The organism is Paraburkholderia metrosideri, assembly GCF_904848625.1.
GTDB lineage: Bacteria > Pseudomonadota > Gammaproteobacteria > Burkholderiales > Burkholderiaceae > Paraburkholderia > Paraburkholderia metrosideri.
Genome location: NZ_CAJHCP010000001.1, coordinates 508309 through 533190, shown reverse-complemented (window position 1 = coordinate 533190; position 24882 = coordinate 508309). Strand labels below are relative to the sequence as shown.

Sequence of the window (24882 nt, the reverse complement as noted above, 5' to 3'; positions counted from 1 at the left end):
AGGCTCCCCGTTGACGCGAATGGTGGCGCGGTGATGCGACGAATCAGCCGCTGATTGCAGCGGTTTTCACCGCTTCGGCACCCGCAACCGCATGAGCGAGCGGCAGGCCGTTCGCGCCGACTCGCGCCGGCGCATTGCGCAGCGCGTGCTGACGGCCAATCGCGTGATACTCGATACCGAGTTCGAGCAGCGCGTCCGGCTCGTACAGATTGCGGCCGTCGAAAATTAGCGGTGTCTGCAGGATCTGCTTCAGCGAGCCGAAGTCCGGGCTCTTGAAGACTTTCCATTCGGTGAGGATCACCAGCGCATCGGCGCCGTCGGCCGCTTCCATCTCGTCGTTCACGAACGTCAGGCGCGCATGCTGTTGCGGCACGTCCTGCAGATCCAGCGCGAAAACCCGTTTCGCTTCGTCGATGGCAACCGGGTCATACGCCTTCACCTTCGCGCCACGGCGCAGCAATTCGGCGATCAGCGGACGGCACGGCGCTTCGCGCATGTCGTCGGTATTCGGCTTGAACGCGAGCCCCCACACGCCGAACGTGCGGTCCGACAGGTCTTCGCCCAGACGCGCGACGATCTTGTGCGCGAGGATCTTCTTCTGCGTGTCGTTGACGGCTTCCACCGCTTCGAGAATGCGCAGATTCGATCCCTGCTCGGCGGCCGTGCGGATCAGGGCCTGCACGTCCTTCGGAAAACACGAGCCGCCGTAACCGCAACCGGCATACAGAAAGTCGTAGCCAATGCGCGGATCGGAGCCGATACCACGGCGCACCGCTTCGATATCCGCACCGACACGATCGGCCAGATTAGCCAGTTCGTTCATGTACGAAATACGCGTGGCGAGCATCGCGTTGGCAGCGTACTTGGTGAATTCGGCGGAGCGCACGTCCATATACAGCGTGCGTTCGCGATTGCGGTTAAACGGTGCATAGAGGCGTTTGATCAGTTCGCGCGCCTTTTCGCCAGGCACGTCTTCATCGCAACCGAGCACGATGCGGTCGGGCCGCGTGAAGTCTTCGACGGCGGCGCCTTCTTTCAGGAACTCGGGGTTCGACACCACCGAGAACATATGATCGACATGACGTGACGCGAGTTCTGCGGCCACCACGTCGCGCACGCGCGACGCCGTACCGACCGGCACCGTCGATTTATCGACGATCACCTTGAAGCCCGTCATATGCCGGCCGATATTGCGCGCAGCGGCCAGCACGTATTGCAGGTCGGCGGAGCCGTCTTCGTCGGACGGTGTGCCGACCGCGATGAACTGGATATCGCCGTGTGCGACCGCCGCTTCGATGTCGGTCGAAAATGTCAGGCGCCCTGCTTTGCGATTGCGCGCGATGATTTCCTGCAGACCCGGTTCATGGATCGGCACGCCGCCGTTGTTGAGCACGTCGATCTTGCGCTGATCGACGTCGAGACAGAACACATCGTGGCCGATGTCGGCCAGACAGGCGCCCGTCACGAGGCCTACGTAGCCACTACCGATGATCGTCAGGTTCATGTGTTGCACCTCGGAAAAAGGAGTTGATTCGGTGAAGTTGATTCAGGAGCGCGGCCATTGCAGCTGACGCGAAGCGCTCTGCACGGCCCGGACTCAATACGCGTTGCTACCCGCGAAGCCCTTCCACAGCGTCAGCACGACGATCTTGATGTCGAGCCAGAAGGTCCAGTGCTGCATGTAGTACAGATCGAGCTTGACGCGCCCCATCATTTTTTCGATGCGGTCGGTTTCGCCGCGATAGCCGTTGATCTGCGCCCAACCGGTGATGCCCGGCTTGATCCGGTAGCGGTGCATATAGCCCTTCACCAGATCCTTGTAGATGTCGTCGTGTTCGAGCGCGTGAGGACGCGGGCCGACCACCGACATCTCGCCACGCAGCACGTTGATGAATTGCGGCAACTCATCGAGGCTCGTGCGGCGCAGAAACGCACCGACCGCGGTGATACGCGGATCGCGGCGCGTGGCCTGGGTGATCTTGCCGGCCTCTTCCTTGTGCATCTTCATCGAGCGGAATTTGTAGATCTCGAACTGATTGCCGTCGATGCCCTTGCGTTTCTGACGGAAGAACACCGGTCCCGGCGAGCTGATCTTCACCATCACGGCGATCGCGATCATCAGCGGCGCCAGCGCCGTCAATGCGGCGAGCGCGAACAGACGGTCGAATACGCGCTTGGGCAGCACGCGCAGATCGGTGATCGGCGACGCGGCCAGGTTGATGGCGGGCACGCCGAGCAGTTCGACCATCGGTTGATTGAACAGCGTGAGACTGCGCACATCCGGAATGAAGCGGATATTCACGAAGTCGTTGCGCAGATCCATCACGAAGCGATGGATGGCCTTCTCTTTCGAAATCGGCAGCGCCAGCCACAATTCGCGGATCGAGCGTTGGCGTACGAGTTGGATCATCCGCTGATAGTCGCGCTCGACCGGCACGCCTTCGATCGAATTGTCCGCGTCGGGGTCTTCGTACGGATTGATCGTGCCGTCTTCATCGAACAGCACGACCGGGCTGAAGCCCGCCTCCGGGCGGCTGCGCATCTGCTCGATCAGAAAGCGCCCATATGGCGCGCCACCGACGATCGCCACCGCGCGCTGGTTAAACCCTTCGCGACGCAGTCCGCGCAGAATCGAATAGACGATGACCTTGGTGATGATCAGCAGCACGACCGTGGCGAGCGCCCAGTACACGAGCCACAACCGCGACAGGCTGTCCGAGCGGTGCAGGCTGAAGCTGATCAGCACACCGGTGATCTCCACCATCAACCAGCCGCCTGCGACGCGCGACAGCAGGTCGTAGAGCGGCTTGCCGCGCCACGACTGGTAGATACCCAGCGCCGGGAAAAACACCACCATCAGCAGGCAGCCAAACGCGAGCGACACGCTTTGCATATCGTCCAGCCACACGACTTTCCCGCTGCGCATGGCCGCCGCGATGGCAGCGCCCAGCGCGACCATGGCGATGTCGATGATTCTCGATAGAACGCTCAGCATGCGCGGCCCCTCAGTTCGTCAGTCAAGTGTCGTCCGTTGATTGGTTGAAATTCCGTTGCACATCAACTCCGCGGGATGAGCGCGCAACGCCGGCATTCGCGTCGCGCAAATCAATACGCAACGCGAAACTGATTGAACCGGTGCTATTGCCCTTCCATTTCCCGATCCCGCCAACGCCCATGAAATTGCCTGAGCGACCGGATCAGAAAAGATGTGTCGGAATGAGTGAATACCCTTGTACAGGTATAGATAAAGCGATATTAAAATTCGCACTGCAAGACAGCAAAATATCTCAAATTGTATCGGTCAATATTTCGTCATTTTTTCCGACTTTTGCTCGGCAACTGTTACCGTTTTCGACGCGTCGGAGGCCTTTTTCCGGCCTTCGTGCAAGTATTGAATACTCCGCTCGCTGGCTTCCCTACGAAGCTTTCGGTGCACCCTGTGACGTCATTCTGACGCAGAAAATCGGGTAAAAAAATCGCCGCTGAATTTTTTCGGGTAATTTTTCTTTTTTATAAATCCATCGGACATTTTTCCTTCATCGCGCATCTAATTTTATTATTCGTTTTATATAGTTTTCATTTAACGCGCTTTTATTGATTCGAGAACTCGTGTTAAATCTCGACGCATTCACCCAGCCTCGAGGAGTTCATCATGACAGCTCCGGTCACGGCCAAGTCTGCCGACACCCGGTCCACTCAAGCTACGCCCCTGAACGTCAAGCTCAAGGTTCATCCCGTGATTCTGGCGGGCGGCTCCGGCACACGGTTGTGGCCGATGTCGCGCGAGCAGCATCCGAAGCAGTTAATCGGTCTGCTCGGCGACGATTCACTGCTGCAATCCACCACGCACCGACTCGATGGACTCGAAGCGGGTTATCCGCTTAGCGGACAACTCGTCGTTGTCGCCAACGAAGAACAGCGCTTCACCACCGCCGAGCAATTGCGCACGAGCGGCAAACCGACGCGGCTGATTCTCGAACCCGCTGGCCGCGATACGGCGCCGGCGCTGACTGTTGCTGCGATGTCGATCGCCGCGCAGGACGAGGACGGCATCATGGTCGTGATGCCCGCCGATCACGCGGTGACCGACGGCAAAGGATTTCAGGCGGCTGTATCGGCAGGCGTGCAGCATGCCGCAGCCGGTCATATCGTCACGATGGGCATCGTGCCGACGCGTGCAGAAACCGGCTATGGGTACATTCGTGTCGGCGCAGCGCTTGGTACAACTGAAGGCGTCGGCATTGATTCGGATGGCGAATCAACGGAAAATATCGTGGTACGTCAGCTCGACCGCTTTGTCGAGAAGCCACATCTCGAACTCGCGCAGCGCTATATCGAATCGCAGGAATACTGGTGGAATAGCGGCATTTTCATCATGCGTGCGTCGACGTGGTTGAAGGCCATTCGCCACTTCCAACCGGCGATTTACGAAGCTTGCGAAGCAGCCTTCGCAGGTGGCAAATCGGACGGCGACTTCTTCCGCCTGCAACGCGACGCGTTCAGCGCATCGCCGTCGAATTCGATCGACTACGCGGTGATGGAAAAGCTCAGCGGCGATCAGCGCGCGGCGTCGGGCGTGGTCGTGCCGCTGCAAGCCGGCTGGTCCGACGTCGGTTCGTGGGACGCGATCTGGGACATCTCCGAGAAAGACGCGGACCAGAACGTGGCACGCGGCCGGGTGATGTTCGAAGGCGCCACGTCGACCTTCGCTCACTCCGAGGGACGCCTGATTGCCTGCGTGGGCACGCAGGATCTGGTCGTCGTCGAAACGCCCGACGCGATTCTGGTCGCCGACAAGTCGCGCGTGCAGGACGTCAAGAAGATCGTTGGACGCATCCGCAACGACGGCGGCGCCGAAGCGGCCAACCATCGCAAGGTGCATCGCCCATGGGGCAATTACGATTCCGTCGACACCGGCGAGCGTTTCCAGGTCAAGCGCATTGTCGTGAAACCGGGTGCGCGCCTGTCGCTGCAAATGCATCACCACCGCGCGGAACACTGGATTGTCGTGCGCGGCACCGCACTCGTCACGCGGGGTGAAGAGCGCTTTATCGTCTCCGAAAACGAGTCGGCCTATATTCCGCTGGGTGTCACCCACCGACTCGAAAACCCGGGCAAGATGCCGCTCGAAATGATCGAGGTCCAGTCCGGCTCGTATCTCGGCGAAGACGACATCGTGCGCTTCGACGACACATACGGACGCCAGTAATGCGCGCCAACGGGTGTCATCGGCGAACCATGTCAGCCGGACGGCAACTCGGGTAACGACTCAGGTAACAACTCGGGCAACCACGCAAGCAACAGCGGTAGATCACAACGAATGAAGCGGGAACCTGCGGCGGTTGCTCCTACCGGCCGCGGGGTACTGCGTGCTCATCCCGCGTGGGAGATGAGTTCTATATAGGTCGACGAAAAACGGTCTGATGCGGTGCTTTCGGTGACCGCGTTGGCTGCAACGGACGACGTTGTCGCAGTCGCGGCAAACGCTTCGCCGGGATAACGGCGCAGTGGTCCGCGAAACGCATTGAGCGGGCCGTGCAGCGGCGCGCCGTGATTCACGGTGACGGGTTCGGGCACGTGACGCAACGCCGGCAACGGGCGAGCCACTGGTGTGTGAGTGGATGCCTGAGTCGATGCCTGGGTCGACGGAGTCGATTGCTGGGTCGTAGCGGCCTGGCTCAACGCCGGTGACGCGGGTTCGGCCGCAGTCTGCGCGACGCAGTCCCGATCGATCCACTGCCGCGCCCATTCGAGCGCGTACTGCTGCGCCTCGGCCTCATCGGCAAAGCGTGGGCCCACGAGTCCGGAGCGCTCGACGCGCCTGCCGTCCTTCATGATTTCCGCCGACGCGCGATACATTGCGTTAGGCACCTGCTCGGCCACGGTGTAGATCAGATAGCCGTCACGATCGGCGACCTGCATGCCACGTGGCGCGAGACTCATTGACAGCGGACTGCGCGGAGCGTCGTCCGGTGCATAGGCCGAACGGCGTGCCGACGCGATCGCGGAATCGAGTTGTTCCATCGCCATGCCCACCGCACTCGCCTCTCCCGTTCTCACCGGCAGATCGGCGCGCACGGTTGAGCGCGCCACAACCGCTGCGGGTGTGGCAGGCAACGGACGCGCGCGCACCGCCGGCGCCCCCTGCGAGAGGCCGGACAGTTGCCGCGTGATATCGGCGATAGGATCGGCCGAACGCCAGTTGCCCAGCGTGCTCGACACGCGAGGCGCCTGCCATGATTCAGGGCTTTTCCACGACACACCACGCAGCCCGTCCTCGCGCATGCTGGGGGCCTCCGTGACCGGAGTCACGGGTTTGGCCGCCACTGGCGGAGCCGGTTGCGGAATGTACGCGAACGTACGCCCGGTTTGCGACAACAGCCGAACCATCTCGAGGAGAGTGCCGTTCAGTTGCCACTCTTCGAACCGCCGCCGGCACGTAGGCCCGGACGGATAGCGGCCTGGCAGTTTCGACCAGGGCTCGCCGGTTGTCAGAATCCACAGGACGGCATTCGCGACGATGCGCGGTTCGGCGCGGGGCCGGCCGCGTCGGTTCAGACGGACGGCCGGCTCATCGGAAACAAGCACTGCCAGCAGCGCCCATTCGTCATTGCTTAGCTCATCGAAAAACATTGGGTTTTCTCCACGCAGCCTGGCCTGGCCGCGGCTTTGGGCCCGCCACGAATTCAGCTTTCACGATTCGTGTGCAGCCCCGCGGTTGCACAAATATGTTTTGTACGTTCTGGTGTCTGGTCAATACCGCCCTGACTTAGTGCGGTTTGTCCCTATTGCGAAGCACAAAACGTGGTCTCACTCGTGCATGGGAGAATTTGTGCACGAAGCATACCACCACCAGGGTTTGCGTGAATACGCTTGAGACAAGTGTTACGGATAGAAACAATCTTGTCCTTTTCGCTGCGTCGTTTCACGTATTGCGGTAACAGAAGTACTGTCGGATCCAGCGACGAAGCGCGTTATTGCACAGCACCACAGCACGCAGGACCACTGAATTGATTTTATGAATTAGTAGAGCAGCCGGCATGCTATTTCGACGTATTTTTTTGGATCTGCCTATAGCTCCCGTTACACCAGCACGCAGTGCGGCGGCCGAAAATATGCGCGCTGGGAATTGCATCGTGTGGGGCGCTCATCTACGCGTGTAGGTGAGCCCCGCCCGACTTTTTGTCACTGCCTCCGATGCCACTATGTGGGCTACGTGACGCGTACTGGCTTTGCCGCTGCCTCGCCCACGACGGTGCTCCACGCCCGCACCCGCCAACCCGCGACGAGTCCTGCCCGCACATACGGATCGGCTCTGGCAAAGGCTTCGGCGGCAGCGGCTGAGTCGCCGCTGAAGAGTAGTACGGCGCCATCGGTGGGATCGGCGAATGCGCCGCCCAGCAACAGTTCACCGCGATCCGCCGCCGCCCATGCGAGTTTCAGATGCTCGTCGCGGTGCTCGCCGCGTCGCTCGAGGTAGTCGGACACAAGGTCGTACATCAACAGATAGTGCATGGCGAGCCTCCTATGGCCAGCTTCGGGTGCGAGTCAGTGACGACCGCCGGCCGCTTGTCTGGCCAGAATTACTCACGCGATCGCCGGCGGAATTTTATGCCGATTTACTATTCGGGTGCATTCGCAGCAATGCGAAAAGCATTTTCAATTTTTTATCATCCTGATTGAATAGCAGGTAGGCTAAATCGTTTGAAATTGCCATTTCAATTGATCTGGAATGCATAGCGTATTTTATTACGCCGTTCATTCGCCTGTTTCAAACGGCAGCGTCGCATGAAGCCCGCTGCGATGTCCGTATGCCGAGGGAAAACGAGTGGCCCAGGCTGTCAACCGGAATGCGCTTTTGTCCGTTCTCGCAGACAGCATTTGCCATAATGGATGCGCCGCGGGTCCCTGGATGCCGTTGACACCCACGCGCATGAACGACCAAAAACGTTTTCACCACCGATGGAGTGTCACATGAAAATCCAATCCGCTATTGCTACGCTGGTGCTCGGCGCTGTCCTTACGTCACCCATGTTCACTCCGGCATTCGCGCAGAACAGCCAGCAAACGAAAATGGCCGACTGTAACAAGCAGGCGGGCGACAAGAAAGGCGATGACCGCAAGGCGTTCATGAAAACGTGCCTGTCGTCCAAACCCGCGGCCGCGCCGATGACCCAGCAGGAAAAAATGAAGGTGTGTAACACGCAGGCCACCGGCAAGAAGGGCGACGACCGCAAGGCGTTCATGAAGACGTGCCTGTCGTCCGCGCCGGCTAACTGATTGCGGCGTTCTCGCTTGATGAACGCGAGTGGCGAGCGCGCGGTGCCGGCGTTGGTCCTTTCGTTCATCGGGTTGCTGGAACGCTCATCGTGCTGATTGGGCCGCGCTGTCGGCTGGCGCGGCCACCCGTCCGTCTTCTTCTTCCGCCGCTCGTCCCGTCGCCCCGTCGCAGTCCGCCCGCCCTAACCCGCCATTTTCTTCTATGATGGCTGCGGAGACGGCCCACCCCCCCAGATATAAATCAACCACATTAGACGGGCCGCCATCTTGTCGTTGGTGCTGCTGAGCATCGATTGGAGGCAAGGATGGTATCGAAGCATAAAAACCGCTGGTTGAGGCGGTGGCTCGTCGTCATCGTATTCTGGGCCGTGCCCGTGGCGATCGTGGCGGTCAACGAAATCCGCGAGGAAATGGCCTATAACGCCGTCGACCTCAACCGTGAGTTGACCACCTGGAATTTCACCGACGCACAACGCGCCGCCGGCGCCCCCGCGCGCTGTCATGGGATGCCCGAAGAGGCGCAAGCCGCAGGCTGTCCGGCCGATGTGCTGGCCGCCAACCTGCCGCATCAGAAGGATGCGATCCATGAATACAGTGTGCGGCGCACTACGCTGATGTCTTACTTGTGGCATGCGTTCGTCGGCTATTGGGTCGTGCCGGCAGTCGTACTGTTTCTGATCGGTTTACTGATCGGCATGGTGCGCCGCGCGTTGCGCCGGCCGCCGCCGGTGAAAAGTCCAGCCAACCATGGGTGACCACGGCCATGCCGACGCTCGTGCAAATCACGACGGTGGAACTGCGCCGCTCAAACGTAGGCGCGGTTTTCTGGCATGCGCTTCGCTGCCACCCATCCTTCCTCGCTCCCCCTCGCCGCCGGCTGGCCCCCTACAGCCGCAACTGCTGCGCGCAAACAACACTTTCAATTTGATTTCATCGATACATCGCACACGAAAATCGGTAAAAAAGGCCAGCTTGATCGGCCGTCAATCAGCGTCCCTTCGCAGCCTTCACGCCAGGCGCGAACCAGGCGCGAGTCATAAACCGTCGAATCAATCACGTCATACGAAGCGTTCGTGGCGCTTCGCGAAGCCGGTCAAAATTACAGCCAGAGACCTTACGATTCGCCGCAAAGCCCCGCCGCGTAAGGCTTTTCGCCTACCGGCGAAATGCGCTATTTGCGCTCCCGTGTGATATAACTTAAAAGCGACCTAGCACTCTTACTGGGGTTGCGCCCCGGAACCATGACGGAGAAAAACGATGCAAAGACGAAACTTCATGCTGAAGACTACCGCTGCGCTCGCTTTCGGAGGCCTTGCACTCGCGGGTTGTACAACAACCGGCTCGGATAGCAACAAGGGCACCTCATCAACCAATGAATCCAAACGGCAGTCGATCGACGCCAGTGTCGACGGCACCATGTCGCGGCTGTTCACCACGGTGAAGGGTTCGCGTGAACTGGTTTCGAAGGCGCGCGGCGTGCTGGTGTTCCCGTCGGTTCTGCAAGCGGGCTTCATCGTCGGCGGTCAGTACGGCGAAGGTGCACTGCGTGTCGGCGGCAGCACCGTCGGCTACTACAGCACGATCTCCGGCTCGTTCGGGCTGCAGGCTGGCGCGCAGTCGAAGGCCCTGATCTTCCTGTTCATGACGCAGGACGCGCTCGACAGATTCCGCAATGCCGACGGCTGGTCGGTTGGCGGTGACGCATCGGTCGCGCTGATCACGGTCGGCGCAAACGGCGCAATCGACTCGAACACGGCAACCGCGCCGGTCGAGGCATTCGTGCTGACCAATGCCGGCCTGATGGGCGACCTGTCGCTAGCGGGCACCAAAGTGACGCGCCTGAAGATTTAAGGGGCGACGCGCACCGGTTGCATTGAGCTGCGTGTGGGCTTTCGTCGCCGGCACGCAGCAGTAACTTGACACGAGCTTCAGCGCGCACGCGTTGCAAACCTCGGGCGGTATAAAAAACGGCGATGTGCATTGCACACCGCCGTTCTTTTTTATTGGTCGCTCGACTTGCCCAATCAGGACAACGCGAGCCAACACGGCCCCGCTCAGGTTCCCGACGTATCGATGACCTTGAAGCGTGATCGCTTCTGCGCACGAATGACGGACTGATACGCGTCCACATACTGCTGCGCCATCCGGTGCGACGTGAAGCGCTCCTCGAAGCGTTGCCGCACGCCCGCACGCGGCATCTTGTGCAGACGGTTGATCGCCGCCACCGCACCAATCTCGTCTTCGACGATAAAGCCCGTCACGCCATCTTCCAGCACTTCCGGCACCGAACCGCGATTGAACGCGATGACCGGAGTGCCGCACGCCATTGCTTCGATCATGACGAGGCCGAACGGCTCCGGCCAGTCGATCGGGAACAGCAGCGCATGGGCGCCGGACAGAAACTCGGCTTTCTGACCATCGGCGATTTCGCCGATGAATTCGACGTACGGCAAGTCCAGCAACGGCCTGATCTCGCGCTCGAAGTATTCGCGGTCGGCTTCGTCTACCTTCGCTGCAATGCGAATCTGCATACCGCAGCGGCCGGCAATCCGGATGGCCGTGTCGACGCGCTTTTCCGGCGAGATACGGCCGAGAAACGCGAGGTATTTCTGTTCGACGGGCTGCGGCGTGTAAAGCTGCTCCGGCAGCCCGTGATAAACGGTGGTCAGCCACCTGGCCTGCGGCAACGGATGACGTTGCGCGTTAGAGATCGAAATGACCGGCGCGGTGTTGAACGTATCGAACACCGGCTGCTGTTCGGGCAGGTCCAGCCGACCGTGCATCGTCGTGACAAAAGGCGTTTCCTGGCGCTTGAAGACCGAGAACGAGTAGTAGTCGAGGTGGAAATGCAGTACGTCGAAATCTTCGGCCTGGCGGCGCACGAGTTCCATTAACAGCATGTGCGGCGCGACGCGATCGCGGATGCCCGGGTCCAGACGCAGTGCACGCGGCCAGACAGCTTCGAGCTTCGCGCTGGTGACGGAGTCGCCGCTTGCGAACAACGTCACGTCATGGCCAAGCTCGACCAGCGCCTCGGTGATATACGACACGACGCGTTCCGTACCGCCGTACAGCTTGGGCGGCACCGATTCGGTCAGGGGGGCGATCTGCGCAATCTTCATGTTGTCTGTCTCCGTGGACTGATGGCTTGCGCCTCCTGGCGGTGCACATCAGCGACGCCGAGTATGACAGCGCCGTTACATCCAATCAATGCGGTAGTCCGCACACGGCCAGCCGGTGCGACCGGCATCAAAGCATTATTCCCTACCAGGGCAGGCGTGGCGCCGAGTCTTGCATTTGCTGCGCGCTGTTACATTCAGCTTACATCCGCCGTCGACCTGCAGCGTCTTTGCCAACCGGTTTGCCAACCTTTTACCAACCTAACGCGACGGCCACTTCCAGGCGGGAATATCGCGCTCGTCCGCATCGGCGATACGGGTTGCGCCAAAGTGTTTCTCCAGCAGGATCGACTGACTCGCCTCCTCACGTTCAAGCGCCGAAATCAGACGCGCCGCATGCGACACCACCAGCACCTGCGAATGGGCCGAAGCCCGTGCGATCAGACGGGCTAGCGCCGGCAGCAGATCGGGATGCAGGCTCGTTTCCGGTTCGTTCAGCACGAGCAGCGCGGGCGGACGCGGCGTCAACAACGCCGCGACCAACAGCAGATAGCGCAACGTACCGTCAGATAACTCGGCGCCTTTCAGCGGCCGCAGCAAGCCGTGCTGCTGCATCACCACTTCGAAGCGGCCGTCATGTGTGTCGATGTCCAGACGCGAGCCGGGGAAAGCGTCGTCGATCGCGCTGTCGAGTGCGAGCGGATCGCCGATCTCGCGGATGGTTTGCAGTGCGGCAGCAAGGTCAGAGCCGTCGTTGGACAGCACCGGCGTATGCGTGCCGATCTGCGGCATACGCGCAGCCGCGTCGGCATCGGTCCGGAAATGGTCGTAAAAGCGCCACGAACGGATCTGCTCGCGAACCGTGATCATTTCGGGCGCACTGCGCGGGTCCGAAAACTCCGTCATCATGCTGTCGAAACTGGCGACCGGCTGCGGAACGGTCTGCCAGTCGCCATTCTCGTCGCGCGTGCGCAGCGCGACGCCATGCCGGTCGACCAGTACCGCCGACGGCCGCAACACCGGCCCGCTCCAGATACATTCGCGCTTGATGATCGGATCAAGCAGGAATTTGCTGGGCACCAGAGGCGACGGCATTTCCGGCGCGGGTAATCCGAGGTCGATCGCGTAGCTGAATTCGTCGCTGGCGAAGCCGAGCCGAAGGCTGACCGGCTCCTTGCGCCGCGTGCCTTGCACGGGCAACTCACCTGCCAGCACGGCCCGCGAGAATCGCTCGGGACCGGCCCATAACGTGGACGGCAAACCGCCCTCGCGTGCCAGTGCCGTAATCACGCCGCCGCGGGCAGTTTCCGCGAGCAGGCGCAGCGAACGGTACACGCTGGACTTGCCGCTGCCGTTCGGGCCAGTGATCACGTTCAGCCGGCCTAGCGGCACGATCAGTTCGCGTAACGACCGGTATCCGGCGACGGCCAGGGTCGTTAGCATGCAAGCCCCCGTCGCCTCGCGGCAAGGGCGAATCGCCACCTCCCTACAGGACCACGCTCAGGAACAATCGCGTCGGCCCACGCCATTACTTATGCCCGCCGCCCTTGCCCGGTTTCTGCACCGGCACACTACGCAGATCGCTCAGGAAAGTATCGCGCCACACACCGAGATCGTTCTTGCGCAACGCCGCCATATTGATCTCGTGACGCCTCTGACGGGCGTCGAGCGGCATTTGCAACGCGCGTTGCAACGCTTCGCACATACCGATTGCGTCATGCGGATTGACCAGCAACGCGCCGCTCAGCTCCGCCGCCGCACCCGCGAAAATCGACAGCACCAGCACGCCGGGATCGTCGGGATTCTGTGCGGCAACGTATTCCTTGGCGACGAGGTTCATGCCGTCATGCAACGGCGTGACGAAGCCGATCTGCGATTCGCGGAATAGCGACATCAGTTTCCAGCGATCGTATTGCTGATTCAGATAGCGGATCGGCGTGTAGTCGAGGCCCGAATACCGGCCATTGATTCGCCCTGCCTCGTACTCGAGGTCCTGGCGGATCTTCTGATAAGTCGCGACGTCGGACCGGGTGGGCGGCGCAATCTGCACCAGCGTGACATTGCCACGCCACTCCGGCGAGCGCTCCAGCAATTGCTCGAACGCGCGGAATCGCTCGACAAGCCCCTTCGAATAATCGAGCCGGTCGACGCTCATAATCAGCTTGCGCCCTTCCAGACTCTGCTTGAGATCGAGCACGTGCTGACGGCTTTCGTAACGCTTCGCCTGTTCGGCGATTTCGTCGGGAAATACACCGATCCGGTAGACGCCTGTGCGCAGCTTGCGCCCGAATGCTTCGACGACGCCGTCCTTGCCGACCGAGCCGCGTGCATGACGGGTGACGTAATCCCGGAAGGCTTCTTCGTCTGTTGCGGTCTGGAAGCCCAGCAGGTCGTAGCACGACAGCGACTTCACCAGTTCCTCGTGCGGTGGGATGTTGAGCAGGATCTGCGGAGCAGGAAACGGAATGTGCAGGAAGAAGCCGATGCGGTTTGTAATGCCCTCGTTGCGCAGCGCTTCGGCGAACGGGATCAGATGGTAGTCGTGAATCCAGATCACGTCGTCGGGTTCGAGCAGCTTGATCAGCTTGTGCGCGAGCCATGCGTTGACACGCCGGTAGCCCGCATATTCCTCACGTTCATAGCGTGCGAGGTCGTTACGGTAGTGGAATACCGGCCACAGCGTGGCATTCGAAAAACCGCGGTAATACTGGTCGTAGTCCTTGCGCGTGAGGCCCACCGTGGCGAACGTCACCGCGCCGTCCTGTTCGAGCGTGGGCCCGGCATTGGCGACGGTCTCGCTGACCACGTCACCGCTCCAACCGAACCACACGCCACCCGCATCCTTTAGCGCGCCGAACACGCCGACAGCCAGCCCGCCCGCCGATCCTTTGGTTTCAGTGGGTGTCGCAACGCGATTCGACACGACGATCAATCGGCCCATAGTGCATGTCCTCCTTGGTTCGCACGACGCAGCGTTGCGCACCTCGGGCATGATGCGCGCCGCGAACGCGATGACGTTGCGACCGCGACTGCCCGAGGCCTGGTGAAGCACGCGAGGCCACGCCGGATTCGTGAGTGAGTGGACGTTTCGACCGCACAAAGGTGGGATCGGTTCTATAGCGCGGCTTGCCTAGCTTCGTTGTGGGCGGTGAGAAGATTATCCCCTAGCTCTCGCTAAGCCTTTTCCCTCGCTTTCTGCGAAACATCCCCAACACCCGGTCGACCGATCCGGCTCGCCACCGGATCCGCTTCGGTATTCGCCGCCGTACTGCCGGCAGGCGCTTGCGCACTGCGCGGTACCCAGTCGAGCGGCGGCTCGTCCAGACCGACATCCAGTTCCGCCGACACCTCGGCACGCGCCCTCGGCAAGTACTGCGGATAGTGCCTCTGAATGAAATCCAGCAAGCCCTCACGAACACGGCAACGCAAATCCCAGTTCAGCCCCGAATCGAGCGAACTGACCAGTGCGCGCAACTGCATCGCGCGTTCAGTGCCGTCCGTCACCTGCAACACCTGCACGCGTCGATCCCATTCGGGCGCGTCTTCGACGATCCGCGCCAGCTCTTCGCGCAGCGGCGCGAGCGGCATCCGGTAATCGACGAACAGAAACACCGTACCGATGATTTGCGAACTGCTGCGCGTCCAGTTGGCAAAGGGATTCTCGATGAACCATTGCAACGGTACGATCAGCCGGCGCTGGTCCCACAGCCGCACGGACACGTAAGTACCGGTGATTTCCTCGATACGCCCCCACTCGCCCGAAATCACGACCACGTCATCCAGGCGGATGGGCTGCGACAACGCAATCTGCAAACCGGCGATCAGATTGCCGAGCACCGGCCGTGCCGCAATACCGGCGACCAGACCGGCCACGCCCGCTGACGCCAGCAGGCTGGCGCCGATCTGCCGGACATTCGGAAAAGTCATCAACGCGCCGCCCACCCCGACGATCACGATCACGATCATCACCGAACGCGCCAGCACCCGGGCTTGGGTGTGGATGCGGCGTGCGTGCAGGTTGTCAGCCGTGTCGAGCGGATGGGCGCGGATGATCGCCTCGCCAATCGCCGCCGCCGAGCGTACCGACAGCCAGGTCAGCGCGGCGATCAGCGCGATCGCGGTAACGTCGCGCAACGGCACGATGTAGTTCAGCGTATCCGGTGCTTCCGCCCAGATTCCCTCCAGCACCATGATGACAAGGACGAACCGCGACGGCTTGTTGATGTACCGCAATATCACGCTCGGCAGCGGATGAGGTTTCGCCAGGCGCATCACGATACGCGAGCCGAGCCGGTGAATCACCACGGCCAGCACCGCGCAAATGACCGAGACGATCAACGTGCCGAGCCACGTGTGCAGGGGCGAATCGGTGAAGCGGCTGAAGTCGTCGAAAGTAACCATAACGGGCGAGATCCTCCTGGCTTGACGGGTAGACAGGACCGCTGCGCGTGAAGCGCATGGGCGGCGTTGCGGGCGTTGCGGGCGTTGCGGGCGCTGCATGCGCTGCGTGCGGTGCACGACGCGTGCCGGGGAACTCACGGCATCGCGCTCTCGCTGCCAGCGCTTGCGCAGAGCCGGCGAGATGGATCAATGCCACATTCGTCGCACGTCCATTACACCTTCCAGCATCTTAGGTGTTCGTCCTCGCCGGGGGGGAAAAGGTGCCCGCGCTGCGTCCCTCACGGGGACGGGTCAGCCGGCATGACTACGGTCAGCTTCCGTTCCTGCAAGGGAACGCCTTGCCGAGTCCCAGCGAAATGGCAGTGCTGGCGTTGTAGCCAGAAACATTCGGATTTTCCGCGATGTATTTGCGCACCGCGTCGGTTAATTGCGCCGAGCGGGCGTCGGGTGGCAAGCAAAAATACTGGCCGACACGCGGACCGGTGGTGCCGCCAATTGCATCGATCGTGTTGAAGATACCGTCGGCGGCGCCTTCGATATAAGCCGCGCATGCACTACGCGATGCTATGTCGGTCTTCGTGCATAGCTTGTTGAGGTCGCCTCCCGTAAACGCGGCTGCCGATAGTGGTACGGCAAGCGCGCTGGCGAAAATCAAGGCCCGCAGCATGGTGTTCCTTTCCAGGGTCGTTTATCAGGCGGTCTTTCGCCGCGTCCAGAGGGGCGCGCCGTACAACGCGCCGAAGTCGTCATTCTGCACTGTTTTACGGGGTCGCAGCAGGCTGCCGACCGCCTATCTTCAGGCAAATCTGCGGTGAACCGGTCGCGCATGACGGCCAGACCGGGTCACCACCGTAGGTTCGCTTTATGTTCGCTTTAAGTTCGCGCTGGCGTCATTTCTGCGGCATTTGCTGCATCCGGGCAGTCAGGCCTTCGATCACGTCCGGTTCCTTGTACGTCTTCGCGAAATCGAGCGCGGTCATGCCGATCTGGTTCTTCACCGTCAGGTCCGCGCCGTTGTCGAGTAACAGCTTCACGGTCGACACATGACCGCCTCGAGCCGCCATCATCAGCGGCGTGGTGCCGTTCGGCGAGCCAGCGTCGACGTACGCCGAGTGGTCGAGCAGCACCTTGACGATGTCGTCGTGACCGTTCGCGGCCGCGTAGTGCAGCGGGGCCCAGCCCTTCTTGTTCACTTCGGCGTCTTTCGCGATCAGCAGGTTGACGAAGTCGAGGTCGCCGCCCAGCGCAGCCATCATCATCGCGTTCTCGCCGGCTTTGTCCTGGATTTCGATGTCGGTCTTCGGATTCGCGAGCAGCGCGGCGCCCACCTTGTCCGATTTTTCGCGCGCGGCGATGACCAGCAGCGGAATGCCCTGATTGTCGACGCTATTCGGGTCCAGGCCTTTGGCGAGCAGCTTGTTGACACCGTCGACGTCGTCGAACTTGACCGCCTTGATCAGTGAGTCGATCGGCGCGGCTTGCGCAGGCGACGCCACCAGCGTGGTCAACGCTGCGCACGCCAAAGTGGCGGCAAACGCAGCGCGCGCAGCGCTACGGGACATGCGGCGCTTGAGCGAAACCAGCGCCACCTGAGCCACATCTCGCGCCGAAAAAGTCTGATGAATGGTAGCAGTCGACATCGAAATAATTTTCATATTTTGCTTTAGGAAACTTCCCTATCCTTTTGATGTTACGTGACATTGTCGGCCAGATGGCTCAGGCAACGCTCGGCGAAGGGATGTTGAAAAGCCGGAAAAAGTTCTGCGTGGTCGCAGCGGCCAGCGCCTCGTCCGGCATCTCGCGTTGTTGCGCGATGAAGCGTCCGACATAACTTACGTACGCAGGTTCATTAGGCTTGCCGCGATACGGCACCGGCGCGAGGTACGGCGAGTCGGTTTCGATCAGCAGACGATCGAGCGGCATGCGGCGCGCGACGTCCTGTACATCGGTCGCGCTCTTGAACGTGACGATGCCTGACAGCGAAATGTAAAAATTCTGCGCCAGCGCCTGTTCCGCGACGGCCCACGGCTCGGTGAAGCAATGCATCACGCCGCCCGGCTCGCTCGCGCGCTCCTCGGCCATGATCCGCAGCGTGTCTTCCGACGACGACCGCGTGTGGATGATCAGCGGCTTTTTCGTCGCATGCGCGGCGCGAATATGGGTGCGAAAGCGCTCGCGCTGCCACTCCATGTCGGCGATCGAGCGGCCTTCCAGACGGTAGTAGTCGAGCCCGGTCTCGCCGATCGCGACCACCTTCGGATGCTTCGCCAGCTCGATCAGCTCGGCGAGGCCCGGCTCACGCATGTCTTCGTGATCGGGATGCACCCCGACCGACGCGTAGACGTTTTCGTGGCGGCTGGCGATCTCCAGCACCGACGGCAGCGTCTCCAGATCGACCGACACACACAGCGCATGCGTGACCGAATGGCTGCGCATGTTCTCGAGCACCTGCGGCAAGCGGTCGGCGAGTCCTTCGAAGTTGATGTGACAGTGCGAGTCGACAAACATGATGATGTCCTGCGAAAAAATGGCTTGAGACGAATCAGACCTTGGCCTGGCCCGATGCAGCGTGCGCGTCGAGGCGCTTGCCGAGAATCACCAGATCGCGCTCCACGCCGTCGAGCACGGCCACCCGCGGCAACGAACCCCACGTGTCGAAGCCAAAGCCGCGGAACAGCCGCAAGCTCGCGTCATTGTGGCCGAAGATGAAGCCCAGCACCGTGTCGATGCCAAGCGCCGGCGCCGCCGCGAGCGAGGCCGCCAGCAGTTGCTTGCCGAGGCCCTTGCCGCGCGCGCGCTCGTCGAGATAAATGCTGACTTCGGCGGTGCGCAGATAGGCCGGACGGCCGTAGAAATCCGAAAAGCTCAGCCATGCAATCACGCGCCCCGGATTTTCCGAATCTTCCACCACCCACAACGGACGCTTTTGCGGACCATGCGCGTGAAACCACGCCAGCCGGCTTTCGACGCTGACCGGCTCGAGGTCGGCGGTGACTTGCCGCGACGGCACGGTCGAGTTGTAGATAGCGACGATGGTGGGCAGATCGTCGAGCGTGGCATCGCGGTAAGAAAGGCTCATGGTGCTTTTTGAATTGTGATGGAGGGCAATGACAAATTAACGGGTCGCGCAACCGGCCTGCGATTGCGCGGCAGCCTGTGCGCGCCGTGGCAGGCGGGTTCCGCGTGAAGGCTTAGGCGAACAGCTCGCGATAGCCGATAAACAGTTCCTCGAAAACGAGTCGCGCATTCAGCGGATGGTTTTCGACTGCGCGCTGGCGCGTCACGGTGCGGATGAAACGCGCAAACGCGCTGGCATCGGCCTGCGACGCGCAACGCGTCAGCGCGCCGGCGGCCTGCGGAAAATAGCGCGGCGCGCCTGCGGTGCTCTGCGCCAGCAAATCGTACATCCAGCGTTGCAGCCAGCCCAGCACCAATGGCACTGGCAGCTTTTGCAACGCCTCGCCACACGCGAAAGCATCGCAGTCGGGTCCGGCGGCCAGTTGTTTCAGCGTCCAGTCGCGCAGCGTGCGGTTTTCGTCACTGGCGAGCGCGAGCGCCGTGAGCGGCGCGCCGCCGGCTTCGGCAAGAAGTGCGGACGCTTCGGCGATACCCTGCGCAGTCAGCCACTTCGTCGCGGCGTCCGGCGCGGGCACGGTCATCGGCCACTGGCGGCACCGGCTGATGATGGTGGGCAACAGACGGTCGACGCGCGCCGACACCATCAGAAACACGACACCCGCTGGCGGCTCTTCGAGCGTTTTGAGCAGCGCATTGGCCGCCGCGAGGTTCAGCCCTTCGGCCGGGTACAGCACGACGACGCGCGCGCCGCCACGATGCGAACCCACGCCGACGAAATCGAGCAAACCGCGAATCTGTTCGATCTTGATTTCCTTGCTGGGCGTGCGGGTCTTCTTGGTTTCGTCGGCGTCGGGCTTGTCGGCTTTTTCGTCCGCGCCGGCAGCGTTGAGACCCGCTTCCGCGGCCAGCGCCTCGGGCACCACGATCCGGTAGTCCGGATGATTGCCTTGCGTGAACCAGTTGCAGGCCACGCATTTGCCGCATGGCTCGCCGTTGGCCAGTTGCGCCTCGCACAACAGCCCTTGCGCGAGATGCTGCGCAAAGCGCAGCTTGCCGATGCCCGCCTGGCCATGCAGCAGCAGCGCATGCGGCCAGTGGCCGCGCAGTTGCTGCAGGCGGTTCCAGTCATCGGCTTGCCACGGATAAATCATCGTTTCTCTTTGAAATCAATCAGTTGATGGCGTTATCTGAAGCATAACGCGAACCTTTCATACCACTGGGGGCGCGCCGAACTATGATTTTAATATCATAGTGATACAACGATTTCTTCGAGTTGCTTCTGAATTCTCGCAATGCTTTGCGAAGAGTCGATGATAGCGAACCGGTAAGGCGCCTCTTCAGCCCGGCGCATATATTCCGCACGCGTGCGGTCGAAAAACGCCGTCGATTCGCTCTCGAAACGATCCGGATCGCGTGCCGCGCTACGCCGCTCACTGGCGACCTCGGGCGGCAGGTCGAACAGCACCGTCAGGTCCGGCTGAAAACCGCCCTGCACCCACCGCTCCAGCGTTTCCAGCTTGTCGCGCGGCAGACCCCGGCCGCCGCCCTGATACGCGAAAGTCGCGTCGGTAAAACGGTCTGACAGCACCCAGTCGCCGCGCGCGAGCGCCGGCTCGATTACCTCGGCCAGATGCTGACGGCGCAGCGCGAACATCAGCAGCGCCTCGGTTTCGAGGTCCATCTTCTGATGCAGCACGATCTCGCGGATCTGTTCGCCGAGCGGCGTACCGCCCGGCTCGCGGGTCATGACGACCGAACGGCCGGTACTCGCGACCTTCTGTTCGAGACGCTCGCGAAACCAGCCAAGATGGGTCGTCTTGCCGGCCCCGTCGATGCCCTCAAACGTGATGAATTTGCCGCGCGCCATCATTGCCCTCGAATGTATTTGTCCACGGCCTTGTTGTGATCGCCGAGGGTGTCAGAAAAGATGCTGCTGCCGTCGCCGCGCGATACGAAGTACAGCGCGGTGCTCTGCGCCGGATTCATCGCCGCCTGCAGCGATGCGACACCCGGCAGCGAAATCGGCGTGGGCGGCAGGCCCATGCGGGTGTAGGTATTGTAGGGAGTGTCAGTCTGCAGGTCTTTCTTTCTGATGTGACCGGCATAGCTCTCGCCCATCCCGTAGATCACGGTCGGGTCGGTCTGCAGCGGCATGCCCGCACGCAGACGGTTCGCGAACACCGCGGCCACCAGCGGCCGGTCGGATTTCTTGCCGGTTTCCTTTTCGATGATCGAGGCCATGGTCAGCGCGTCGTACGGCGTCTTGTACGGCAGGTCCGGCGCGCGCGCGACCCATGCCTCGTCGAGGCGCAGCCGCATCAGCCGGTACGCGCGACGGTAGACATCGAGGTCGCTGGTGTTCTTGTCGAACAGATACGTGTCGGGGAAAAACAGGCCCTCGCCGTTGCCGATCGACGCTTCCGGCGCGCCGATCGCGGTCATCAGGTCGGCGTCGCTCATACCGGACGTGTCGTGCTTGAGCGCCGGATTCGCATCCAGTTCGGCGCGCATGCGCTTGAAGGTCCAGCCCTCGATAATCGTGGCGACGTATTCATTGACGTCACCCCGGGCAATTTTCTGCAGTACCTCGTACGGGGTGACGCCAGTCTTGAACTCGTAGTTGCCCGATTTCAGATCGGTCTGCAGGCCCAGCAAGCGCGTCATGACGACGAACAGCTCCGGCTCGACGGGCACGCCGCCGCGATTGAGCTGCTGCGCGACACTGCGCAGGCTGCTGTGCGGTTTGACGGTGACGTCGAGTTGCGCGGGGGTCAACTCAAGTGGGCTGGTGGCCCAGTGATATCCGGCGGCCATTGCGGCTGCGGCCAGCACAACGACAATTGAGCCGGCGACGAAACATTTCTTGAACAGGGACATGCGAAACGGGAGGTGGGTTGACTGCATATAATAGCTGTTTGCCTCAGCCAAAGTCAGAATTGACTGTTCCCGGAATCCATGAACACACCGCTCGCTACCGCTTCAGGCACTGCTTCAGGCACCGCCACGAACCCCGCCGCCGCTGGATTGCCCGTGCTGGCGCGGCCGTCGGCTGAAGAATTCGAGGCCGTGCTCCAACACGGCGCCTACATGCCGCTCACGCAATTCGGCGTGATCGACGCCACCGGCGACGACGCGGCGAGCTTCCTGCACGGCCAGTTGACCAACGATACCCAGCATCTCGATGCCGCCAGCGCGCGTCTTGCCGGCTACTGCTCGGCCAAGGGTCGCCTGCTGGCCTCTTTCCTGACCTGGCGCAGCGGCGACACGATTCGCCTGCTGGTGTCGAAAGACGTCCAGGCGGCGGTGCAGAAGCGCTTGACCATGTTCGTGCTGCGGGCCAAGGCGAAGCTCATCGACGCGAGCGGCGAACTGGCCGAAGTAGGTCTTGCCGGCGACGTGCGCAAAGCGCTGTCCGGCGTATTCGACGCGTTACCCGACGGCGTCCATGTGCAGGTGGACAGCACGGCAGGCTCGCTGATTCGCGTGCCGGATGCGTTGGGCCGCCTGCGCTATCTGTGGATCGGACCGAAGGCCCAGGTCGAAACGCACCTGGCCACCCTTGACGACAAGCTCAAACGGGTGTCCCCGGCCGTGTGGGATTGGCTCGACATCCGCGCGGGCGAGCCGCGCATCACGCAGCCGGTGGTCGAGCAATTCGTGCCGCAAATGGTCAATTTCGACGTGCTTGGCGCGGTCAATTTCCGCAAAGGCTGCTACCCCGGCCAGGAAGTGGTCGCGCGCAGCCAGTATCGCGGCACGATCAAGCGCCGCACCTCGCTCGCGAATGTGGCCGGCGACCTTGACACGGTGCGGCCCGGCGCGGAACTGTTCCATTCCGACGATCCTGGCCAGCCGTGCGGGATGATCGTCAATGCGGCGTCCGCGCAAGGCGGCGGCGTCGATCTGCTGGTCGAGATCAAGCTCGCGGCGCTGGAAAGCGGCTCAGTACATCTGGGCGCGGCAGAAGGCCCGGCACTCCAGTTCCTCACGCTGCCGTACGGCCTGCCAACCGAGGTTTAATGACTCCTGGGCGGTAAAGAGCGGCGCAATCAGGCGCCGCTTTTTGCTGGCCCGTTCCACACGTCGACACCCACGCCCCTTCACCTCAAGCGGGAGATCGTCCCCGATGTGCCTGATCGTTTTCGACTGGCGACCCGACGCGGTCGACGGCCCGCTGTTCACGCTCGCCGCGAATCGCGACGAATTCTTTCGACGCACGGCCGATCCGATCAGCTGGTGGCAAGACGCGCCGGGCGTGCTGGCGGGCCGCGATCTGGTGGGCGGCGGCACGTGGCTCGGTATGTCGCGAGACGGCCGGTTTGCCGCGCTGACCAATTACCGCGCGCCGCATGAAATGCGCGCCGACGCGCCCACGCGCGGCACGCTGGTGAGCGACTGGCTGAGCGGTTCGGCACACGATTCCGGCGGCATCCCGCACGACAGCCCGCTTGCGTATCTCCAACACGTTGCGCAAACCGGCGATATCTATAACGGGTTCAATCTGCTGGTGGGTGACTGGACGCGGCGCGAACTCGCGTGGTACTGCAACCGTTCGGATTCGGCACCGGCTCTGCTTCAGGCCGGCACGCATGGCATTTCGAACGCGGTCCTCGATACTGCATGGCCAAAGCTCGTCAAAAAACGCACGGAACTCGGCACGCTGCTGACCCGCGACGCGATGCCGACGCTCGAACGTCTGATCGATCTGATGCGCGATCCACGGCTTGCCCGCGATGACGAATTGCCGTCCACCGGCATTCCGCTTGAACGCGAACGGGCGTTGTCGGCGGCATTTATCGAAACGCCGGAATATGGCACGCGCGGCACGACGGCGTTGCGGGTGAGCGCGCATGGCGAAGTGGTCAGCGTGGCCGTCGCCGAACGCAGCGACGACAACGGCTCGCACCGTATTGCGCGGCCGGGGGACTTTGAACGCAGCTTCGCATTCAATATCGAGCGTGAGAGGGTGTGATGCGTCACTCAAGCCCAAACGCCGCGCGCAACGCCGCCGCCGCGTCGGCATGCGCGTGCGCGACTTCGGGCACGTAGCCGCCCATTTTGAAAAATTCGTGGATCATGCCGGGGTAGCGCTTGAGCGTCACGCTATTACCCAACGCGCGCAATTTTTCCGCATAGGCCTCCCCTTCGTCGCTTAAAGGATCGTATTCCGCCGTAGCAATCCATGCCGGCGCAACCCCGCTGAAATCGGGGGCGCCGCGTTGGCCATCGAGCGGTGCGAAACGCCAGTCGTCCCGGTCGCCTTTATCGCGCACGTACTGGTCGAAGAACCATTGAATCGTATCGCCCGTCAGCAAATAGCCGTTGGCGAGCCGCGAGTGCGAACCGGTGTTCTGATAGCCCGTGGTGCCCGGGTAAATCAGCAATTGCAGCGCCAGATGGATGCCCGCGTCGCGCGCCAGCACCGCGCAGACCGTGGCCAGTGTCCCGCCTGCGCTATCGCCGCCGACCGCCAGCCGGTTTGCGTCGACGGCAAACTCGGCGGCGTGCGCATGCAGCCACGTCAACGCATCGAAAGCATCGTCGACAGCAGTGGGAAATCTGTGCTCGGGCGCGAGCCGGTAATCCACGGATAACACCGTGCACTGAGCATCGCGCGCGAACATCCGGCATAGCGCATCGTGCGTATCGACGCTGCCTACCGTGAAGCCGCCGCCGTGGTAATACACCAACGCTGGCGCAGGCTCGGCCCAACCGGGCTCGACCGCCTGATATAAACGCGCGCGAATCGCCGCGCCATCGCGAGTGGGAATGTGCAAATCGTCGAGCGTGAACATGGGCGCGCTCGTGATCTCCAGAATCGGCGCGCTTTTTTCATACGATGCGCGCGCCTGTTGCGCGGTCATTTCGTGATACTGCGGGCGCTTCGCCCGCTCGATCATGTCGAGCACCTGCTCGATCTTCGGATTTAGCGGCATCGTGCATGTTGTGGCGCATACGCGCCGAAAATTGAAAGAACCGGCGTGACAGGCCATACGCTGGCCAT

General features: G+C 61.9%; 22 protein-coding genes. 6 read left to right on the top strand and 16 right to left on the bottom strand.

The window, feature by feature from the left end:
- Window positions 1-43 precede the first annotated feature (43 nt).
- Together LMG28727_RS02305 and LMG28727_RS02300 are read right to left on the bottom strand one after the other, a co-directional pair.
- Entirely contained in the window at window positions 44-1504 is a 1461-nt protein-coding gene (locus LMG28727_RS02305; protein WP_201640683.1) for a UDP-glucose dehydrogenase family protein, read from the bottom strand.
- 93 nt (window positions 1505-1597) lie between these two features.
- Window positions 1598-2995 carry an undecaprenyl-phosphate glucose phosphotransferase gene (locus LMG28727_RS02300; protein ID WP_201640682.1) on the bottom strand — a complete coding sequence of 466 codons (1398 nt, stop codon included), beginning with the start codon at window positions 2993-2995 and terminating at the stop codon, window positions 1598-1600.
- 657 nt (window positions 2996-3652) lie between these two features.
- Between LMG28727_RS02300 and LMG28727_RS02295 the strand changes: the two genes are divergently transcribed.
- A complete protein-coding gene (locus LMG28727_RS02295; protein ID WP_201640681.1) occupies window positions 3653-5209 on the top strand; it encodes a mannose-1-phosphate guanylyltransferase/mannose-6-phosphate isomerase in 1557 nt (518 codons plus the stop codon).
- Window positions 5210-5373: 164 nt separating this feature from the next.
- Here LMG28727_RS02295 and LMG28727_RS02290 read toward each other — a convergent pair whose 3' ends face one another.
- Window positions 5374-6633 carry a DUF6566 family protein gene (locus LMG28727_RS02290; protein WP_201640680.1) on the bottom strand — a complete coding sequence of 420 codons (1260 nt, stop codon included), beginning with the start codon at window positions 6631-6633 and terminating at the stop codon, window positions 5374-5376.
- A gap of 579 nt (window positions 6634-7212) precedes the next feature.
- Window positions 7213-7515 carry a YciI-like protein gene (locus LMG28727_RS02285; protein WP_201640679.1) on the bottom strand — a complete coding sequence of 101 codons (303 nt, stop codon included), beginning with the start codon at window positions 7513-7515 and terminating at the stop codon, window positions 7213-7215.
- Window positions 7516-7974: 459 nt separating this feature from the next.
- Here LMG28727_RS02285 and LMG28727_RS02280 point away from each other — a divergent pair, with 459 nt between their 5' ends.
- From LMG28727_RS02280 to LMG28727_RS02270, 3 genes are all read left to right on the top strand, one after another.
- The gene (locus LMG28727_RS02280; RefSeq protein WP_201640678.1) at window positions 7975-8280 is read left to right on the top strand and encodes a PsiF family protein; all 306 of its coding nucleotides are present in this window, start codon (window positions 7975-7977) and stop codon (window positions 8278-8280) included.
- 305 nt (window positions 8281-8585) lie between these two features.
- Window positions 8586-9035, top strand: a complete 450-nt coding sequence (locus LMG28727_RS02275) for a hypothetical protein (RefSeq protein WP_201640677.1) — start codon at window positions 8586-8588, stop codon at window positions 9033-9035.
- A gap of 502 nt (window positions 9036-9537) precedes the next feature.
- Entirely contained in the window at window positions 9538-10131 is a 594-nt protein-coding gene (locus LMG28727_RS02270) for a BPSL1445 family SYLF domain-containing lipoprotein (RefSeq protein ID WP_201640676.1), read from the top strand.
- A gap of 203 nt (window positions 10132-10334) precedes the next feature.
- On the opposite strand, the gene LMG28727_RS02265 is transcribed toward LMG28727_RS02270, so the two are convergent.
- The 11 genes from LMG28727_RS02265 to mltG all read right to left on the bottom strand — a co-directional run bounded on the left by LMG28727_RS02265 (window position 10335) and on the right by mltG (window position 21755).
- Window positions 10335-11402, bottom strand: coding sequence for a glycosyltransferase family 4 protein (locus LMG28727_RS02265; protein ID WP_201640675.1), 1068 nt, complete (start codon window positions 11400-11402; stop codon window positions 10335-10337).
- 258 nt (window positions 11403-11660) lie between these two features.
- Entirely contained in the window at window positions 11661-12842 is a 1182-nt protein-coding gene (locus LMG28727_RS02260; protein ID WP_201640674.1) for an AAA family ATPase, read from the bottom strand.
- Window positions 12843-12927: 85 nt separating this feature from the next.
- On the bottom strand, window positions 12928-14340 hold the full coding sequence (gene otsA / locus LMG28727_RS02255; protein ID WP_201640673.1) for an alpha,alpha-trehalose-phosphate synthase (UDP-forming): 1413 nt from the start codon (window positions 14338-14340) through the stop codon (window positions 12928-12930).
- Window positions 14341-14573: 233 nt separating this feature from the next.
- A complete protein-coding gene (locus tag LMG28727_RS02250; RefSeq protein ID WP_201640672.1) occupies window positions 14574-15800 on the bottom strand; it encodes a mechanosensitive ion channel family protein in 1227 nt (408 codons plus the stop codon).
- Between the two features lie 310 nt (window positions 15801-16110).
- Window positions 16111-16467, bottom strand: a complete 357-nt coding sequence (locus LMG28727_RS02245; protein WP_074763979.1) for a Rap1a/Tai family immunity protein — start codon at window positions 16465-16467, stop codon at window positions 16111-16113.
- A gap of 223 nt (window positions 16468-16690) precedes the next feature.
- The gene (locus LMG28727_RS02240) at window positions 16691-17440 is read right to left on the bottom strand and encodes an ankyrin repeat domain-containing protein (RefSeq protein WP_201640671.1); all 750 of its coding nucleotides are present in this window, start codon (window positions 17438-17440) and stop codon (window positions 16691-16693) included.
- 76 nt (window positions 17441-17516) lie between these two features.
- On the bottom strand, window positions 17517-18308 hold the full coding sequence (locus tag LMG28727_RS02235) for a TatD family hydrolase (protein ID WP_201640670.1): 792 nt from the start codon (window positions 18306-18308) through the stop codon (window positions 17517-17519).
- A gap of 34 nt (window positions 18309-18342) precedes the next feature.
- The gene (locus LMG28727_RS02230; RefSeq protein ID WP_201640669.1) at window positions 18343-18879 is read right to left on the bottom strand and encodes a GNAT family N-acetyltransferase; all 537 of its coding nucleotides are present in this window, start codon (window positions 18877-18879) and stop codon (window positions 18343-18345) included.
- Window positions 18880-18991: 112 nt separating this feature from the next.
- Window positions 18992-20029: a DNA polymerase III subunit delta' gene (locus tag LMG28727_RS02225; protein ID WP_201640668.1), complete on the bottom strand. Its 1038-nt coding sequence runs from the start codon at window positions 20027-20029 to the stop codon at window positions 18992-18994.
- Window positions 20030-20124: 95 nt separating this feature from the next.
- A complete protein-coding gene (gene tmk / locus LMG28727_RS02220; RefSeq protein ID WP_201640811.1) occupies window positions 20125-20745 on the bottom strand; it encodes a dTMP kinase in 621 nt (206 codons plus the stop codon).
- On the bottom strand, window positions 20745-21755 hold the full coding sequence (gene mltG, locus LMG28727_RS02215) for an endolytic transglycosylase MltG (RefSeq protein WP_201640667.1): 1011 nt from the start codon (window positions 21753-21755) through the stop codon (window positions 20745-20747). The genes tmk and mltG overlap by 1 nt, the downstream gene beginning before the upstream one ends.
- A gap of 78 nt (window positions 21756-21833) precedes the next feature.
- Between mltG and ygfZ the strand changes: the two genes are divergently transcribed.
- On the top strand, window positions 21834-22898 hold the full coding sequence (gene ygfZ / locus LMG28727_RS02210) for a CAF17-like 4Fe-4S cluster assembly/insertion protein YgfZ (RefSeq protein ID WP_201640666.1): 1065 nt from the start codon (window positions 21834-21836) through the stop codon (window positions 22896-22898).
- Between the two features lie 106 nt (window positions 22899-23004).
- Complete coding sequence (locus LMG28727_RS02205) at window positions 23005-23850, top strand: NRDE family protein (RefSeq protein WP_201640665.1); 846 nt, start codon at window positions 23005-23007, stop codon at window positions 23848-23850.
- A gap of 4 nt (window positions 23851-23854) precedes the next feature.
- Here LMG28727_RS02205 and LMG28727_RS02200 read toward each other — a convergent pair whose 3' ends face one another.
- On the bottom strand, window positions 23855-24814 hold the full coding sequence (locus LMG28727_RS02200) for an alpha/beta hydrolase (protein WP_201640664.1): 960 nt from the start codon (window positions 24812-24814) through the stop codon (window positions 23855-23857).
- Window positions 24815-24882 lie beyond the last annotated feature (68 nt).